Annotated in this window: 14 protein-coding genes; all 14 read left to right on the top strand. The window is 65.6% G+C overall.

Going from position 1 to position 17088, the window contains the following annotated elements:
- Positions 1-4: 4 nt before the first annotated feature.
- Positions 5-1801 (top strand): acyl-CoA dehydrogenase C-terminal domain-containing protein, encoded by a 1797-nt coding sequence (locus tag DNK89_RS19525; protein WP_015012460.1) that lies wholly within the window; start codon positions 5-7, stop codon positions 1799-1801.
- Positions 1802-1846: 45 nt separating this feature from the next.
- Entirely contained in the window at positions 1847-2284 is a 438-nt protein-coding gene (locus DNK89_RS19520; RefSeq protein WP_110961461.1) for a DUF2147 domain-containing protein, read from the top strand.
- 66 nt (positions 2285-2350) lie between these two features.
- Positions 2351-4753: a 3-hydroxyacyl-CoA dehydrogenase/enoyl-CoA hydratase family protein gene (locus DNK89_RS19515; RefSeq protein WP_110961460.1), complete on the top strand. Its 2403-nt coding sequence runs from the start codon at positions 2351-2353 to the stop codon at positions 4751-4753.
- 11 nt (positions 4754-4764) lie between these two features.
- Positions 4765-5274 (top strand): DUF4442 domain-containing protein, encoded by a 510-nt coding sequence (locus DNK89_RS19510; protein WP_110961703.1) that lies wholly within the window; start codon positions 4765-4767, stop codon positions 5272-5274.
- 12 nt (positions 5275-5286) lie between these two features.
- Positions 5287-6486 carry an acetyl-CoA C-acyltransferase gene (locus DNK89_RS19505; protein ID WP_110961459.1) on the top strand — a complete coding sequence of 400 codons (1200 nt, stop codon included), beginning with the start codon at positions 5287-5289 and terminating at the stop codon, positions 6484-6486.
- Between the two features lie 215 nt (positions 6487-6701).
- Positions 6702-7589, top strand: a complete 888-nt coding sequence (locus tag DNK89_RS19500) for an alpha/beta fold hydrolase (RefSeq protein WP_110961458.1) — start codon at positions 6702-6704, stop codon at positions 7587-7589.
- A 27-nt stretch (positions 7590-7616) separates the two neighbouring features.
- Positions 7617-8477, top strand: a complete 861-nt coding sequence (locus DNK89_RS19495; protein ID WP_110961457.1) for an acyl-CoA thioesterase II — start codon at positions 7617-7619, stop codon at positions 8475-8477.
- A 75-nt stretch (positions 8478-8552) separates the two neighbouring features.
- Entirely contained in the window at positions 8553-9329 is a 777-nt protein-coding gene (locus tag DNK89_RS19490; protein WP_110961456.1) for an enoyl-CoA hydratase, read from the top strand.
- A 1087-nt stretch (positions 9330-10416) separates the two neighbouring features.
- A complete protein-coding gene (locus DNK89_RS19485) occupies positions 10417-11166 on the top strand; it encodes a TetR/AcrR family transcriptional regulator (RefSeq protein WP_110961455.1) in 750 nt (249 codons plus the stop codon).
- A gap of 24 nt (positions 11167-11190) precedes the next feature.
- Positions 11191-12120 carry an SDR family oxidoreductase gene (locus tag DNK89_RS19480; protein WP_110961454.1) on the top strand — a complete coding sequence of 310 codons (930 nt, stop codon included), beginning with the start codon at positions 11191-11193 and terminating at the stop codon, positions 12118-12120.
- The gene (locus DNK89_RS19475; RefSeq protein WP_110961453.1) at positions 12117-13730 is read left to right on the top strand and encodes an acyl-CoA carboxylase subunit beta; all 1614 of its coding nucleotides are present in this window, start codon (positions 12117-12119) and stop codon (positions 13728-13730) included. The genes DNK89_RS19480 and DNK89_RS19475 overlap by 4 nt, the downstream gene beginning before the upstream one ends.
- A 23-nt stretch (positions 13731-13753) precedes the next feature.
- Entirely contained in the window at positions 13754-14884 is a 1131-nt protein-coding gene (locus DNK89_RS19470; RefSeq protein ID WP_110961452.1) for a DNA alkylation repair protein, read from the top strand.
- A 53-nt stretch (positions 14885-14937) separates the two neighbouring features.
- Complete coding sequence (locus DNK89_RS19465; protein WP_110961451.1) at positions 14938-16107, top strand: acyl-CoA dehydrogenase family protein; 1170 nt, start codon at positions 14938-14940, stop codon at positions 16105-16107.
- A gap of 171 nt (positions 16108-16278) precedes the next feature.
- Positions 16279-17082, top strand: coding sequence for an enoyl-CoA hydratase/isomerase family protein (locus tag DNK89_RS19455; RefSeq protein WP_110961450.1), 804 nt, complete (start codon positions 16279-16281; stop codon positions 17080-17082).
- Positions 17083-17088: the final 6 nt, after the last annotated feature.

Raw genomic sequence — 17088 nt, 5'->3', positions numbered from 1 at the left:
ACCCATGCCTACCTATACGCCGCCCCTGCGCGACATGCAATTCGTCATGCACGAAGTGCTCAAGGTGAGTGATGAATTCAAGGCGATGCCCCCCCACGCCGAAGTGGATGTGGACACCATCAACGCCGTGATCGAAGAGGCCGGCAAGTTTGCTGCCGAAGTCGCGTTCCCGCTCAACATCAGCGGCGACACCGAAGGCTGCGTGCTGAACAAGACCACGCACGAAGTGAAGACCCCCACCGGCTTCAAGGACGCGTACGCCAAGTACGTGGAAGGCGGCTGGGCGGCGCTGAGCTGCGATCCGGCCTATGGCGGCCAGGGCCTGCCCTTTGTGCTGAACCAGTGCCTGTACGAGATGCTGAACTCGGCCAACCAGGCCTGGACGATGTACCCCGGCCTGTCGCACGGCGCGTACGAAGCCCTGCACGCCCACGGCACCGACGCCCAGAAGGCCCTGTACCTGCCCAAGCTCACCAGCGGCGAATGGACCGGCACCATGTGCCTGACCGAACCCCACTGCGGTACCGACCTGGGCCTGATGCGCACCAAGGCCGAACCCCAGGCCGATGGCACCTACAAGATCACCGGCAACAAGATCTTCATCAGTGCCGGTGAGCACGACATGGCCGCCAACATTGTTCACCTGGTGCTGGCTCGCCTGCCCGATGCGCCCAAGGGCAGCAAGGGCATCAGTCTGTTTGTGGTGCCCAAGTTCAATGTCAATGCCGACGGCTCCCTGGGCGAGCGCAACCCGATCTTTTGCACGGGCCTGGAGCACAAGATGGGCATCCACGGCAACGCCACCGCGCAGATCGCGCTGGACGGCGCCATCGGCACCATGGTGGGCCAGCCCAACAAGGGCTTGGCTGCCATGTTTGTGATGATGAATGCCGCCCGTCTGGGCGTGGGCAACCAGTCGCTGGGCCTGACCGAAGTGGCCTACCAGAACGCCCTGGCCTACGCCAAGGACCGCATCCAGTCGCGCAGCCTGTCGGGCCCCAAGGCCAAGGACAAGGACGCCGACCCCATCATCGTGCACCCCGATGTGCGCAAGATGCTGCTCACCGCCAAGGCCTATGCCGAAGGTGGCCGCGCGCTGCAGATCTTCTGCACGCTGCTGTTGGACAAGGTGCACAGCCACCCCGATGAAAAGGTGCGCAAGGACTCCGAAGAACTCGTGGCTTTGCTGACTCCCATCGTGAAGGCCTTCATCACCGACAACGGCCACATCAGCACCAACGCCTGCATGCAGGTCTTCGGCGGCCATGGCTTCATCAAGGAATGGGGCATGGAGCAGTACGTGCGGGACAACCGCATCAACATGATCTATGAAGGCACCAACACCATCCAGTCGCTGGACCTGCTGGGCCGCAAGGTGCTGGGCAACAACGGCGCCACGCTGAAAAAGCTGGGCAAGCTGATTGGCCAGCTGGTGGAAGAAGAGGGCGTGAACGAGCGCATGGCCGAGTTCATCAACCCCGTGGCCATGCTGGGTGACCAGATGACCAAGTTCACCACCGAGATCGGCTTCAAGGGCATGCAAAACCCCGACGAAGTGGGCGCCGCCGCCGTGGACTACCTGCGCGTGGCCGGCCACCTGGTGTTCGGCTACCTGTTCGCCCGCATGGCCCAGGTGGCCCTGCGCGAGATCGCTGCCGGCAACACCGACCCGTTTTATGGCGCCAAGCTGCAGACCGCGCGCTTCTACTTTGCCAAGCTGTTCCCCGAAACGGCGACGCTGATGCGCACCGCCCGTGCCGGCAGCAAGGTGCTGATGGACACCGATCTGGCCCTGGCCTGATCGGCGCCGGATGCGGATTTCAAGCCTTTTTGCCAGGGAGCGCAGATGTTCAAAGCGGTAGCAGCTATTGTTTTGGTAGCGGGCGCGCTACCGGCCTGGGCGCAGATGACGCCCGAAGGCCTGTGGCGCAACATCGATGACAAGACCGGCGAGGCCAAGGCCGAGATCCGCATCCGCGACATTGGCGGCGGCGTGCTGCACGGAGCGCTGGAAAAGCGCCTGTCCAAGGACGCCAAGCCCGATGAGGTCTGCGACGAGTGCTCGGATGATCGCAAGGGCAAGCCCATCCTCGGGCTGGAGATCATCCGTGGCGCCAAAAAGGCCGACGGCAAAGAAGTGTGGGAGGGCGGCAAGATTCTCGACCCCGAGAACGGTCGCAACTACACCCTGCGCATGACCCCCATCGAGGGCGGCAAGAAGCTCGAAGTGCGCGGTTCGATCGGCCCGTTTGGCCGCACGCAAACCTGGATCCGCGTCCAGTAAACCCCATTCCCGTGGCCGCGCGCACCCCAGCGGTGTCGCGCAGCGCCCCAACCAGGAACCCAACCCATGTCCCGATTTCAAGTGAAAAAAGTTGCCGTGCTCGGCGCAGGCGTGATGGGCGCGCAGATTGCCGCCCACCTCGTCAACGTGAAGGTGCCCGTGGTGCTGTTCGACCTGCCTGCGAAGGAAGGCCCCAAGAACGGCATCGTCACCAAGGCCGTCGAAGGCCTGAAGAAGCTCAAGCCTTCGCCCCTGGGCGTGGCCGACGACGCCGCGCTGATCCAGCAGGCCAACTACGAAGAGCACATGCACCTGCTCAAGGAATGCGACCTCGTGATCGAGGCCATTGCCGAGCGCATGGACTGGAAGCTCGACCTGTACACCAAGATCGCGCCCCATGTGGCCAAGCATGCCATCCTGGCGTCCAACACCTCGGGCCTGTCGATCACCAAATTGAGCGAAGTGCTGCCCGAGAGCATCAAGCCCCGCTTCTGCGGCATCCACTTCTTCAACCCCCCGCGCTACATGACGCTGGTGGAGCTGATCAACACTCCCACCACCCAGCCCGAAGTGCTGGACCAGCTCGAAGCCTTCGTCACCAGTGGCCTGGGCAAGGGCGTGGTGCGCGCGCACGACACGCCCAACTTCGTGGCCAACCGCGTGGGTATTGCGGGCATGCTGGCCACCATGAAGGAAGTCGAGAACTTCGGCCTGACCTACGACGTGGTGGACGACCTCACGGGCAAGAAGCTGGGCCGTGCATCGAGCGGTACCTTCCGCACCGCCGACGTGGTGGGCCTGGACACCATGGCCCACGTCATCAAGACGCTGCAGGACAACCTGAGCATCGAGACCGATCCGTTCTACGAAAGCTTCGGCACGCCCGCTGTGCTGAAGAAGCTGCTGGAACTGGGCAACCTGGGCCAGAAGACCAAGGCCGGTTTCTTCAAGAAGGTTGGTCGCGACGTGATGCGCTTTGAGCTCGAAAGCGAAGAGTACGTGCCCGCCGGCCAGAAGGCCGACGAGGTGTACGCCCGCATGCTCAAGAAGCCTGCGGCCGAGCGCCTGCGCCTGCTGCGCAACGCCGAAGGTGCGCCCGGCCAATTCCTGTGGGCCATCCTGCGCAACAGCTTCCACTACGCCGCCGTGCACCTTTCAACAATAGCCGACAACGCCCGCGACGTGGACCAGGCCATGCGCTGGGGCTTTGGCATGAAGCAGGGCCCCTTCGAGCTGTGGCAAGAAGCCGGTTGGCTGGAAGTGGCGAAGATGATTCAGGAAGACATCGACGCTGGCAAGGCGCTGTGCAAGGCACCGCTGCCCGAGTGGGTGTTCAAGGGCCCCGTGGCCGAAGCCGGTGGCGTGCACACAGCCCAGGGTTCGTGGAGCGCATCGCGCGGCCAATTCGTGCCACGCCGCCAGCTGCCCGTGTACGAGCGCCAAATCTTCCCCGAGGCTCTGCTGGGCGAAACCAGCCTGCCTGATTGGCGCACCGCTGGCACCACCATTGCCGAATCGAAGGCCCTGCGCACCTGGACGCTGGACGGCAAGGTTCTGATTGCTAGCATCAAGAACAAGATGCACGCCATCAGCCCTGAAGTGATGGAAGGTCTGGCTGAAGCCGTGGAGCTGGCCGAGCGCGAATACGACGGCATGGTCATCTGGTCGGGCGATGCGCCCTTCAGCGTGGGCGCCGACCTGGAAGCCACCATGCCCGCCTTTGCCGTGGGCGGCCCCGACGCGGTGGAAAGCATCGAGCAGGAGCTGCAGAACCTGATGCTGCGCATCCGCTACGCCCAGGTGCCCGTGGTGGCTGCCATCCATGGCATGGCGCTGGGCGGTGGCTGCGAGCTGGCCGTGTATTCGGCCAAGCGCGTGGCGCACATGGAAAGCTACATCGGCCTGGTCGAAGTGGGCGTGGGCCTGGTGCCCGGCGCTGGTGGCCTGACCTACATCGCCCGCCGCGCGGCCGAGAACATGGCAGCTTCCACATCCAAGGACATCCTGCCCTTCCTGACCGAAGGCTTCACCGCCGCCGCCATGGCCAAGGTGGGCACTAGCGCGCTCGAATCGCGCAAGCTGGGCTACCTGCTGGACAGCGACGTGATCGTGCCCCACAAAGACGAGCTGCTGTTCGTCGCCATCAACGAAGCCAAGTCCATGGCTGCGAGCGGATGGCGTGCACCGCACAAGCGCCTGTTCCCCGTGGCGGGCCGCAGCGGCCTGGCCACCATCAAGGCCCAGCTGGTGAACATGCGCGACGGCGGCTTCATCAGCGCCTACGACTTCAAGATCGGCGCGATGATCGCCGAGGTGGTCTGTGGCGGCGATGTGGATGCGGGCTCGATGGTGAGCGAGGAATACCTGCTCACGCTGGAGCGCAAGGTGTTCTGCCACCTGATTGCCCAGCCCAAGACGCACGAGCGCATTCTCGGAATGCTCTCCACGGGCAAGCCTGTCCGCAATTGACCGGCATCACCATGACGAGCCAAGCCCCCAACAAACTCCAGCGCTCGCTGATGCGCCTGGACGAGGCGCCCGCCTTCATGCGCGGCTTCGTGCAGAACATCATCCTGCGCCGGGCCGTGCCCTTCACCGGCACGGCCGGGGTGCGGTTCGTGTCGCTCACGCCCGAGCGTGTCGAGGTGCACCTTGCCAACGAGCGCCGCGTGCAAAACCACATCGGTGGCGTGCACGCCTCGGCCATGAACCTGCTGGCCGAAACGGCCACCGGCATGGTCGTGGGCATGAACGTGCGCGACGACTGCCTGCCGCTGGCCAAGGAGCTGAGCATGGCGTTCAAGAAGCGCGCCACGGGCGGCCTCAAGGCCGTGGCCACGCTCACCGCCGAGCAGCGCGCCGCCATGTTGGCCAGCGACAAGGGCGAGGTGCAGGTGAAAGTCACCGTGACCGACGAAGCCGGCGTGGAGCCGGTCGAATGTGTATTTACGTGGGCCTGGGTTCCTTCCAGCCGCCCCCCCAAGAATTGAAGGAGTTTCACCATGGCTCAAAAACAAGTCCAGGACGCCTACATCGTCGCCGCCACGCGCACGCCCATCGGGCGCTCGGGCCGCGGCTATTTCAAGAACACCCGGCCTGACGACCTGCTGGTCGCCGCCATCAAGAGCGCCATGCTGCAGGTGCCCACGCTGGACCCCAAGGCGATTGAAGACGCCATCATTGGCTGCTCCTTCCCTGAAGGCGAGCAGGGCATGAACATGGCCCGCATCGCCGTGGGCCTGGCGTTCGACCACCCCGTGGGCGGCGTGACGGTGAACCGCTTCTGTGCATCGGGCATCACCGCGCTGCAGATGGCCGCCGACCGCATCCGCGTGGGCGAGGCCGACGTGCTGATCGCCGGTGGCGCCGAGTCCATGAGCCTGGTGCCCATGGGCGGCAACAAGCCCTCGTTCAACGCCGAGATCTTTGCGAAGGACGAGAACGTGGGTATCGCCTACGGCATGGGCCTGACCGCAGAAAAGGTCGCCCAGCAGTGGAAGGTGAGCCGCGAAATGCAGGACGCGTTTGCCCTCGAATCCCACCTGCGCGCGATCAAGGCGCAAAAGGCCGGTGAGTTCACCGACGAAATCACGCCCATCGAAATCGTGGAGCGCTCGCCCAACCTCACCACCGGTGAAGTGGTGGAAAAGCGCCGCACCGTGAGCCTGGACGAAGGTCCACGCCCCGACACGTCCCTGGAAGGCCTGGCCAAGCTCAAGCCCGTGTTCGCAGCACGCGGCAGCGTTACGGCGGGCAACAGCTCGCAGACCAGCGACGGCGCGGGTGCGCTCATCGTGGCCAGCGAAAAGGCGGTGAAGCAGTTTGGCCTGACGCCCCTGGCGCGTTTTGTGAGCTATGCCGCGCGTGGCGTGCCGCCCGAGATCATGGGCATCGGCCCGATCGAGGCGATTCCGGCCGCGCTGCGCTATGCGGGCTTGAAGAGTGACGACATTGGCTGGTACGAGCTGAACGAAGCCTTTGCGGCGCAGTCGCTGGCCGTGATCAACACGCTGGGCCTGAACCCTGTGAACGTGAACCCGATGGGCGGCGCGATTGCTCTGGGGCATCCGCTGGGTGCTACCGGTGCGATTCGCGCGGCGACGGTGGTGCACGCGCTGCGTCGGCACAAGCTGAAGTACGGCATGGTCACGATGTGCGTAGGGACAGGCCAAGGCGCCGCCGGCATCATCGAGGCGTTGTAACTGGCTACTGCGCGGGTCATCTGCGTCGTTGGGCGGTGCTCGGAATCCTCACGTACTAGGCAAGTACGTTCCGGTTCCTGTGCTCCGTCCGCCTAGCAGCTGATCCCGCTCGCTACGCCCTGGAGGGTGGGGTGTAAGGCAGGGGGAAAGTGCACTGCCTGTTTTTGTTTTCCATTCAAGCCGGCGCAGATCAGCATTGAGCTAAGGAGACAGACATGAACAAGCAAACCTTGCAGGTCAACGGGGCGGTGTCTTTGGCACTGCGTGTCTACGAACCCGAGGGCGCGCCACGCGCCAGCGTCGTGATCGGCGGCGCGATGGGGGTGCGGCAGTCATATTACGAGGCCTTTGCGTTGTGGATGGCGCAGCAGGGGTTTCGTGTCACCACGTTTGATTACCGCGGCCATGGCGATTCGCTGCAGGGCGCGATGCGCGATGTGAAGGCGGATTTGTTTGACTGGGCGCAGGACTACGAGGCGGTGATCACAGCCGCCAAGGCCGCGTTGCCGTCGCAGCCGCTGTATTTGCTGGGGCACAGCCTGGGCGCACAGTTGCCGGGCTTGCTGAAAAAGCCCGAGCAGGTGGCGGGCCTGCTGAGCGTGGCCGCAGGCAGCGGTTACTGGCGTGACAACGCGCCTCAGCTCAAGCGCATCGTTCCGTATTTCTGGTGGGTGCTGGTACCGCTGGCCACGCGGCTATGCGGGTACTTTCCGGGTCGCACGCTCAAGAAGGTGGGTGACCTGCCGGCAGGCGTGATCCTGCAGTGGCGGCGCTGGTGTCTGGACCCGGCGTACAGCGTGGGCGCCGAGGGGCCTGCGGTGGCGCAGAGTTATGGTGCGGTGCGGTTCCCGGTGCTGGCGCTGTCGATGGCGGACGACGAGCTGATGACCTTGCGCGGCACGCACAACCTTGTCAACCTGTACGCCAACACCGAACGCCGCGTGGAGAGCATCACGCCCGCCGATGTGAAGGTGCGGCGCATCGGGCACTTCGGCTTCTTTCGCGACCAGTTCCGTCAGAGTCTGTGGCCGCGCGCCGCAGCGGCGCTGGCGGCCTTGGGCGGCGGTGTATCGCACGCCGAAGTCTCCGGCACGACGGCCTGAGCGGCTGTTTCGCGGCACACTCGCAGCATGACTTCTTCCTCCCATTCTTCCACTGCGTCCGATGCCCACCCGCTGGACGAGGCAGTGCAGTTGACGGCCTCGTCTTCTTCTGCGCCGGGCCAGTACGAAGGGCAGACCCACCCTGGCTACTGGAACATGGTCGGCCCGTTCGGCGGCGTCACCGCAGCCACGCTGCTGCAGGCCATCTTGCAGCACCCGGACCGGCTGGGCGATCCGCTGTCGCTCACCGTCAACTACGCGGGCGCTTTGACCGCTGGTGCGTTCACCGTGCAGGCCACGCCCGTGCGCACCAACCGCTCGACCCAGCACTGGACGCTGTCGATCCTGCAGGCGGGTGATGATGGCGCCCAGGTGGTCACCACCACGGCCACGGCCGTCACCGCCGTGCGGCGCGAGACCTGGAGCGTGGGCGACGTGCCCAAGCCCGAAGTGCCTGCACCATCGGCACAGCCCGCCATTCCCCCGGGCTTTGGCGTGGAATGGCTCAACCGCTACGAGATGCGCCCCGTCACCGGCGCCATTCCGCGCGAGTGGGACGGCAGTGGCGACCACAGCCTGACCCAGCTGTGGATGCGCGATGCGCCACCCCGTCCGCTGGACTTTGTGGCGCTCGCGGCCCTGGCCGATGTGTTCTTTCCCCGCGTCTGGCTGCGCCGTGCGCGCCATGTGCCGGCAGGCACGGTGTCGATCACGGTCTACTTCCATGCCAGCGCCGCACAACTGCAGGCCACGGGCACGGGTTATCTTCTCGGCCAGGCGCGCGGGCAGGAGTTCCGCAACGGCTTTTTTGACCAGACCGTGCAGCTGTGGAACGAAGCGGGCACCATGCTCGCCACCAGCCACCAGATCGTTTACTACAAGGAGTAGGGAGTCGGCCTGTTGCCCTGCGCCGTGCACCATTCCTCTCGTTCACATCCATCAGACCCCGGAACCTTCACCACCATGACCGAAGCCACCCAAGACATCCTCGTCCATTCTGAAGCGGGCGTGACCACCATCACGTTTAATCGCGTGGACAAGAAGAACTCGATCACGCGCGACATGTATGCCGCCATGGCCGACGCGCTGGACGCCGCCAAGGCCGACGCCAGCGTGCGCGTGGTGGTGTTCCAGGGCGACATCGCCATCTTCAGCGCGGGCAACGACATTGGCGACTTTCTGCAGCAGCCGCCTGCCACGCAGGACTCGCCGGTGTTCCGCTTTCTGCGCGGCATCGCCACCTTCCCCAAGCCCGTGATCGCGTCGGTCTGCGGCCCGGCCGTGGGCATTGGCACGACGATGCTGTTCCATTGCGACCTGGTTTATGCGGGCGACAACGCGGCATTCTCGATGCCTTTTGTGAATCTGGGCCTGTGCCCCGAGGCGGCATCGAGCCTGCTGGTGCCGCAGATGCTGGGGTATCACCGTGCTGCGGAGGCTTTGCTGTTGGGCGAGCCCTTCATGGCCGAGGCGGCGCTGGAAGTCGGCCTGGTGAACCGCGTGGTGCCGCCGACGGAGTGCAATGCCTATGCCCAGGCGCAGGCCAAAAAGCTGGCGGCCAAGCCGTTGTCGTCGCTCATCGAAACCAAGCGGTTGATGAAGGGTGGGCAGACGGCGAAGGTGCTGGAGGTGATGGCGGAAGAGGGCGAGAGCTTTGGGCGCATGTTGCGCGAGCCGGCGGCGCGGGAAGCTTTCTCGGCTTTCATGGAGAAGCGTAAGCCGGATTTCAGCAAGAGCTGAAATCTGGCCACCGCGATAGCGGTGCAGACCGCGTAGCGGGCTGAACGATCTTTCGGTAAAAGAGAAGGCCAGATTTCAGCGCGGTTTGAGTCACCGAATTTGAAGGTTTTTTGGCTGCAGGCGCTTATGCAGAAAGCGCTGGCAGCTATTGTTTTTATAGTTTTTTCTCGTCCTTTCCGTTCGGGTTGGGCCTGTCGAGGCTTCTGTGCGGCGGCTACCGCATGCCCGTTTTGAGTGCGGGAGCCGGGAGTCGCCCGGCGTGCGAGTGACTTTCTTTTGCTTCGCCAAAAGAAAGTCACCAAAGAAAAGGCGACCCCCAGTCTGCGACCCCTGCGCTTCGCTACGGGGCAAACCTGCGGCGGGGCGGTTGCGGGGTGCGCCGTGGAACTCGCTTTGCGCTGCGCGCGCCGCTCGGACAGCCACGGCGAGTCAGAGTACGAAGCATGGGCGCTTCGACGCCCATGCCCACCCCGCAACCGCCCCGCCGCAGGCGCAGGCGCAGCCAGCAGGGGATGGACAGCCGAACAGCCGGACAGCCACACGGGCCATCGCTGCGCTCGGCTCAGTGTCCGCAGCGCGTGGCGCTTGCGCCCGCGAGACGGGGCCGAGCGCAGCGCAGCGAAGCAATGGCCCGTGTGGATGTCCGTTTTTGGGTTCCCTTCTGCGCGTGCCGAGAAGCGCAGGGCAGGGGGTGCGTGCGTGTGCCGAAGGACACACGCACTTCGTGCACTGACTTGCCGCAGTTGTTTGAACGGAGCGCGTAGCGCGCAGTGAGTTCTGCGGCGCACCCCCTGTCCGAGCATCGCAGGTTGCCCGTAGCGCAGTGAAGGGACGCGCGCAGTAGGGTCGCCCTTTCTTTGGTGACTTTCTTTCGGCGACGCGAAAGAAAGTTACTCGCATGCCGGGCGACTCCCGGCCTCCGCTCTTCGCATAGGCATGCCATCTGCTTCCAAATAAATAGCAAATCAGGCAATAGATAAAGCGCTTCACCTCAAATAGCATTCCACAGCAATCAGGACCAGACAAGTCATCTATTTTTACAAAGCGCTTGCTTGCTAAAAATAATCAGGTTTGCTATCGTGCCAGCATGGATTCACCCGTGCCGCGCACCAGCGCCATCGCCCCCGCTCCCAAGAAACCCCCGGCCCGCCCCCGCAGCAAGGCCGCAGCCTCCTCCAGCGCCAATTCCACACCCAACGCAAACCTTTCCGCCGAAGAGCCCACCCGCCGCCCCCGCGGCCGCCCCCGTAAAACCGCCGAAGAACTCGACGACGGCAACCGCCGCCGCAAGCTCATGGATGGCGCTGCCAAACTCTTCCGCACCCAGGGCTTCGCCGCCACCAGCACGCGCGACATTGCGGCGGCCGCAGGCATGCACAGCGGCTCGCCCTTCTACCACTTTGAAAGCAAAAGCGCGCTGCTCTACGCCGTGATGAGCGAGGGCATGACCATGGCCGCGCAAAGCCAGCAGCAGGCACTCGATGCACTGCCAGCTCAGGCCACCCCGCGCGAGCAACTGCACACGCTCATTCGTCACCATTTTGAAATCCTGCTCGGGCCGCGCAGTAGCTTCATCCCAGTGATGCTTTACGAGTGGCGTTCGCTCACGCCTGCGCAGCGCAAGGGCATTGCCCGCATCAAGGACAGCTACGAGGCCACCTGGATGCCTGTGCTGGAAGCGCTGGCAAAGCAGGGTGCGCTGCAGGCCGAGCCCGGTGTGGCGCGGCTGTTCATCTTTGGGGCGCTCAACTGGGCGGTGCAATGGTTCTCGCCCAAGAAGGGCAAGTCGCTCGACGCGCTCACCGATGAGGCACTCGCCTTGTTTATCCGTTCATAACAACCCCATCAAGGCAGAGTCACCATGGCCCCCACCGCGCGCAACGCCTACCAGTCTGTGTTTGCTCCGGGCCTGTTCCAGGGCCAGGTGGTGGTGGTCACCGGCGGCGGCTCCGGCATTGGCCGGTGCACGGCACACGAGCTGGCGCAACTGGGCGCGCATGTGGTGCTGGTGGGGCGCAAGCCAGAAAAGCTGCTGGCCGTGGCCGAAGAGATCACTGCCGATGGCGGCCGTGTGTCCTGCGAGGTGTGCGACATCCGATCCGAAGAAGGCGTGGTGGCGCTGGTGCAGCAGATCCTTGCTGCGCAGGGCCACATCGATGCGCTGGTCAACAACGCGGGCGGGCAGTTCATGTCGCCGCTTGAATCCATCAGCGCCAAGGGCTGGGAGGCGGTGCTGAACACCAACCTCACCGGCGGCTTTTTGATGGCGCGAGAGTGCTATCGGCAGTGGATGGCGCAGCACGGCGGCTCCATCGTCAACATCGTGGCCGACATGTGGGGCTCCATGCCGGGCATGGGGCACAGCGGGGCTGCGCGCGCGGGCATGGTCAGCTTCACCGAAACCGCTGCGCTGGAATGGGCACACAGCGGTGTGCGCGTGAACGCCGTGGCGCCGGGCTACATCGCCTCCAGCGGCATGGACAACTACCCGCCCGAGGCGGGCGACATGCTGCGCGCCATGCCGCGCACGGTGCCGCTCGGCCGCTTTGGCAACGAGGCCGAGGTGTCGGCGGCCATCACCTTTTTGCTCAGCCCGGCAGCCAGCTTCATCAGCGGCACCACGTTGCGGGTGGACGGCGCACGGCCCCAGGTGCGCATGGGCTGGCCGCAGCGCCCGCCTGGTGCCACCGCCGCTGCACACCCGGCCGTGCGGCCATTTGACGGCTTTCACCGCGCGCAGGTGCCGCAGGTGTTTGCCCCTTCCCACACCCCCAAGACCGAGGCCGCATGACTGCCGTCTTCACTTCCCGATTCAACCCAGGCAGTGCCGAGGCCACCCAGCGCCGCGCGGCGCTGCAGGCCCGCCTTCATGCCCTGCGCGCGCTGGAAGAGCGTGCCGCCACCGCCTCGGCCCGGTCGCTGCCCCAGTTTGAAAAACGCGGCCAGCTGCTGCCGCGCCAGCGCGTGGCGCTGCTGCTGGATGCGGGGGCGCCCTGGCTGCCGCTGTGCACGCTGGCGGGCTACCTGCAGGATGTGAAAGACCCCGAGAAGTCCGTGCCCGGTGGCGGCATGGTTGCGGGCATCGGCTTTGTCAGTGGCGTGCGCTGCATGGTGGTGGCCAGCGATTCGGGCATCGAGGCCGGAGCCATCCAGCCCATGGGCCTGGAAAAGATCTTGCGCGTGCAGGAGATCGCGCTGCAAAACCGCTTGCCGTTCATCCACCTGGTGGAGAGCGCAGGCGCCAACCTCATGCGCTACCGGGTGGAGGGCTTCGTGCACGGCGGCACGCTGTTCCGCAACCTCGCGCGGCTGTCGGCGGCAGGCATTCCGGTCATCACCGTGCAGCACGGCTCGGGCACCGCAGGCGGCGCCTACATGCCGGGGCTGTCGGACGTGGTCATCATGGTGCAGGGCCGCTCGCGCGCCTTTCTGGCCGGGCCGCCGCTGCTCATGGCCGCCACGGGCGAAATTGCGACGGAAGAAGAACTGGGCGGTGCTGAGATGCACACCGCCGTCTCGGGCCTGGGTGAATACCTGGCGCAGGACGACCGCGAGGCCATTGGCCTGGCGCGCGATGTGGTCGCGCAGCTGGGCTGGCACATGCCCCGACGACCCAGCGCGCCCGCACCTCTGTTGCCGACAGACGACCTGCTGTCCCTGATGTCTGCCGACCTGCGCCAACCCGTGGACATGCGCGAGGTGATGGCGCGGCTGGTCGACGGCTCGGAACTGCTCGAATTCAAGGCCCGCTACGGCATGGCCACCGTGTGCGCACAGGGCCACATCCAGGGCCATGCGGTGGGCTTCATCAGCAACAACGGCCCCATCGACGTGGCGGGCGCCAACAAGGCCACGCACTTCATCCAGTGGATGTGCCAGCTGGGCCACCCCATCATCTACCTGCAGAACACCACGGGCTACATGGTGGGCAAGGACAGCGAGCAGGGCGGCATGATCAAGCACGGCAGCAAGATGATCCAGGCCGTGACCAACGCCACCGTGCCGCAGATCACCATCCAGTGCGGCGCCAGCTTTGGCGCGGGCAACTACGGCATGTGCGGGCGCGGCTATGCGCCGCGCTTCCTGTTCAGCTGGCCCGGTGCCAAGACGGCTGTGATGGGCGGCGAGCAGGCTGCGCGCACCATGCAGATCGTGACCGAGGCGGCGCTCGCGCGCAAAGGCATCACGCCCGACCCGGCCGAATCGCAGGCCCAGTTCGACAAGATTGTCGCCATGTTCGAGGCCCAGGCCGATGCGTTCTACACCAGCGGCCTGCTGCTGGACGACGGCGTGATCGACCCGCGCGACACACGGGCCGTGCTGGCGTTTTGCCTGGACACCTGCGCCGAGGCACAGGCCCGCACGCTGCGGCCCCTGAGTTTTGGCGTGGCGCGGATGTAAGCGCTTCGCACGCAATCTCCCCGATGGCCGAGCCTCTCAAACACCTGCTCAATGATTCCGTGCCGCCGCGCATCGCTGCCATGGTGCGGCGCGCGTGGCGCAAGTTCGATACCACTGCATTTCTGCAGCAGGTAGAGCCCGGCTACGAATCGCTGGAGCTGATGGCACGCGGCCAGCGCATTGCGCAGGCCCTGCAGGCCCACCTGCCGCAAGACGTGCCGCGCGCGCTGGGTGTGCTGGTCGATTCGATGGACCCGCCGATGGGCATCGATGCCGCCGGTGAGCCCGACGCGGGTGACCGCCCCTACAGCGCCTTCCTGTACCTGCCCCACAGCATCTACATCGGCACACACGGTCTGCCGCATTTCGAGGCGGCCATGGCCGCGCAGCACGCGCTCACCCAGCGCTTTACCGCCGAGTTCAGCATCCGCCCCTACCTGCTGCACCACCAGGGCGCCACGCTTGCGCGGCTGCGCGACTGGGCGCAGGACGACAACGCCCATGTGCGCCGTCTGGTGAGCGAAGGCACGCGGCCCCGCCTGCCCTGGGCGCCGCGCTTGCCCGCGTTCCAAAAGGACCCGCAGCTGGCCCTGCCGTTGCTCGACGCGCTCAAGGACGACCCATCGTCCTACGTGCGCCGCTCGGTCGCCAACCACCTGGGCGATATCGCCAAGGACCACCCCGACCTCGCCGTAGGCACCGCGCGCACCTGGCTGCAGGGCGCACCCGCACCGCGTGAAGCCCTGGTGCGCCACGGCCTGCGTTTTCTTATCAAACGCGGCGACGCCGCTGCGCTCGATGCCCTGGGCGTGGGCCATGCCGTGGCGCTGGATGTGCGGGCCGCGCGCGTGCTGCCCGCCCGTGCGCGCATCGGCGACAAGGTGCGCATCGAAGCCGAGCTGCACAACCCCACACCCCAGCCCCAGCGCGTGCTGGCCGACCTCAAAGTGCATTACGTCAAGGCCCACGGCGGCACGGCGCCCAAGGTGTTCAAGCTGCAAACGCTGGACATAGCCCCTGGTGCCACGTTGGCGGTGGGCAAGACACTGTCGCTGCAGCAGATGACCACACGCACCCACTACCCCGGCGCGCACCAGGTGGAGCTGGTGCTCAACGGGCGGCCCCAGCCGCTGGGGCAGTTTCAGCTTTCGTGATCGAGGTTTGCAGGCACACAAACATACAAACGCAACAGCAGGAGACAAGCACCATGCAGTTCACGCACGAGCACCGCGAGATCCAGAAGACCCTCAAGCGTTTCATCGACGAGGAGATCAACCCCCACGTGGACGAGTGGGAGGCGGCCGAGATCTTCCCCGCGCACGAGGTCTTCAAGAAGATGGGCAACCTGGGCCTGCTGGGCCTGTGCAAGCCCGAGGAATACGGCGGCCAGGGGCTGGACTACTCGTACAGCCTGGCCATGGCCGAGGCGCTGGGTCACATCCACTGCGGCGGCGTGCCCATGGCCATTGGCGTGCAGACCGACATGTGCACCCCGGCACTGGCGCGCTACGGCAGCGAAGAACTCAAGCGCAACTTTCTCGCCCCCGCCGTTGCGGGCGACATGGTGGGTTGCATCGGCGTGAGCGAGCCGGCGGCGGGCAGCGATGTGTCGGGCATCAAGAGCGTGGCGCGCAAGGATGGTGACGACTACGTGATCACCGGCCAGAAGATGTGGATCACCAACAGCTTGCAGGCCGACTGGATGTGCATGCTGGTGAACACGGGCGAAGGCCCTGTGCACAAGAACAAAAGCCTGGTGATGGTGCCCATGCGTGACGGGCCCGGCGGCAAGCTCACCAAGGGCATCGAAGTAGCGCAAAAGATCCGCAAGATCGGCATGCACAGCAGCGACACCGGCCTGATCTACTTTGACGAGGTGCGCGTGCCGCAGCGCTACCGCATCGGTGCCGAAGGGCAGGGCTTTATCTACCAGATGCAGCAGTTCCAGGAAGAGCGCCTGTGGTGCGCCGCCAGCACGCTCGAATCGCTGAACCACTGCATCCAGTGGACCATCGACTACGCACAGGAGCGCAAGCTGTTTGGCAGCACGCTGGCCGACCAGCAGTGGGTGCAGTTCAAGCTGGCCGAGCTCAAGACCGAGGTCGAAGCGCTGCGTGCACTCACCTACCGCGCCTGCGACCTGTATGTGAACGGGCAGGACGTGCTGGAGCTGGCCAGCATGGCCAAGCTCAAGGCCGGCCGCCTGAACCGCGAGGTGCCCGACACCTGTCTGCAGTTCTGGGGCGGCATGGGCTTCACGCTCGAGAACAAGGTCTCGCGCATGTACCGCGACGGGCGGCTGGCGTCCATCGGCGGGGGCGCGGATGAAGTGATGCTGGGCATCCTGTCCAAGCTCATGGGCATCGCCAAGAGATGAGCAACACCCCCCTGAGCGACTTCGTCGCTTCCCCCCGCTCTCGCATTGCTGCGCAATGCGGGCAGGGGGACGCAGCCCTCGCTGCGGGGCGGCCCTTGCTAGGCTGCCCTGGCACTGGGCCGCGCCAGTTTCGTATGTCGTGCGTAGCGCGCAGCACGGTGGAGACCTGACATGCCTTTGCAGATAACCCGCGCGTCGCTGGCCAGCGGCTGTGTGGAGACCTGGACGCTCAACGACCCGGCCAGCCGCAATGCGCTGTCCGAGGCGATGGTGGACGCCCTGCTGGCCGCGTGCGAGCGCGCTGCCACAGATGCCGACCTGCGCGGCGTGGTGCTGCGGGGTGCCGGTGGGCACTTCTGCGCGGGGGGCAGCCTGGGCGGTTTCGCCAAGACCATTGGCCAGCCTCTGGCTGCGGGCGAGGCGGACCCGCTGGTGCCGCTGAACCGCCGCTTTGGCGCGCTGCTGCAGGCCCTGTGTGCACTGCCGCAGTGGCTTATCGTGGCGGTTGAAGGTGCTGCGATGGGTGGTGGCTTTGGCCTGGTGTGCTGTGCCGATCATGTGCTGGCCCACACCAGCGCACAGTTCGCCACGCCCGAGGTCACGCTGGGCATCGTGCCCGCGCAGATCGCGCCGTTTGTTGTGCGGCGCCTGGGCCCCGCCGCAGCGCGGCGTTGCCTGCTGACAGGCGAGCGCTGGGATGCTGCGGCCGCCCAACGCGCGGGGCTGGTCGATGACGTGGTGGAGGGCGACATGGACGCTGCCGTGCAAGCCGCCATCGCACGCCATGCCGCCGCAGCGCCGCAGGCCGTGGCCGCTACCAAACGTCTGTTGCTGGCCCAGCCTGAAACACCGTTGCCCGCGCTGCTGGATGAAGCGACCGTGGCTTTTGCAAAAGCGTTGCGCGGACCCGAAGCTCCGCAAGGATTGGCAGCATTTGCTGCGCGCAAGGCCCCGCCGTGGAGTGCGAACTCATGAAGAAAA

The sequence above is a fragment of the Acidovorax sp. ST3 genome (assembly GCF_003231145.1).
In the GTDB taxonomy this organism is placed as follows: Bacteria; Pseudomonadota; Gammaproteobacteria; order Burkholderiales; family Burkholderiaceae_C; genus Acidovorax.
This window is presented reverse-complemented; position numbering and strand designations above follow the sequence as displayed.

What these genes read in the sequence shown, in the direction of transcription:
- DNK89_RS19525 (WP_015012460.1), top strand. Translation starts at nt 5, where the DNA reads ATGCCTACCTATACGCCGCCCCTGCGCGACATGCAATTCGTCATGCAC.
- DNK89_RS19520 (WP_110961461.1), top strand. Translation starts at nt 1,847, where the DNA reads ATGTTCAAAGCGGTAGCAGCTATTGTTTTGGTAGCGGGCGCGCTACCG.
- DNK89_RS19515 (WP_110961460.1), top strand. Translation starts at nt 2,351, where the DNA reads ATGTCCCGATTTCAAGTGAAAAAAGTTGCCGTGCTCGGCGCAGGCGTG.
- DNK89_RS19510 (WP_110961703.1), top strand. Translation starts at nt 4,765, where the DNA reads ATGACGAGCCAAGCCCCCAACAAACTCCAGCGCTCGCTGATGCGCCTG.
- DNK89_RS19505 (WP_110961459.1), top strand. Translation starts at nt 5,287, where the DNA reads ATGGCTCAAAAACAAGTCCAGGACGCCTACATCGTCGCCGCCACGCGC.
- DNK89_RS19500 (WP_110961458.1), top strand. Translation starts at nt 6,702, where the DNA reads ATGAACAAGCAAACCTTGCAGGTCAACGGGGCGGTGTCTTTGGCACTG.
- DNK89_RS19495 (WP_110961457.1), top strand. Translation starts at nt 7,617, where the DNA reads ATGACTTCTTCCTCCCATTCTTCCACTGCGTCCGATGCCCACCCGCTG.
- DNK89_RS19490 (WP_110961456.1), top strand. Translation starts at nt 8,553, where the DNA reads ATGACCGAAGCCACCCAAGACATCCTCGTCCATTCTGAAGCGGGCGTG.
- DNK89_RS19485 (WP_110961455.1), top strand. Translation starts at nt 10,417, where the DNA reads ATGGATTCACCCGTGCCGCGCACCAGCGCCATCGCCCCCGCTCCCAAG.
- DNK89_RS19480 (WP_110961454.1), top strand. Translation starts at nt 11,191, where the DNA reads ATGGCCCCCACCGCGCGCAACGCCTACCAGTCTGTGTTTGCTCCGGGC.
- DNK89_RS19475 (WP_110961453.1), top strand. Translation starts at nt 12,117, where the DNA reads ATGACTGCCGTCTTCACTTCCCGATTCAACCCAGGCAGTGCCGAGGCC.
- DNK89_RS19470 (WP_110961452.1), top strand. Translation starts at nt 13,754, where the DNA reads ATGGCCGAGCCTCTCAAACACCTGCTCAATGATTCCGTGCCGCCGCGC.
- DNK89_RS19465 (WP_110961451.1), top strand. Translation starts at nt 14,938, where the DNA reads ATGCAGTTCACGCACGAGCACCGCGAGATCCAGAAGACCCTCAAGCGT.
- DNK89_RS19455 (WP_110961450.1), top strand. Translation starts at nt 16,279, where the DNA reads ATGCCTTTGCAGATAACCCGCGCGTCGCTGGCCAGCGGCTGTGTGGAG.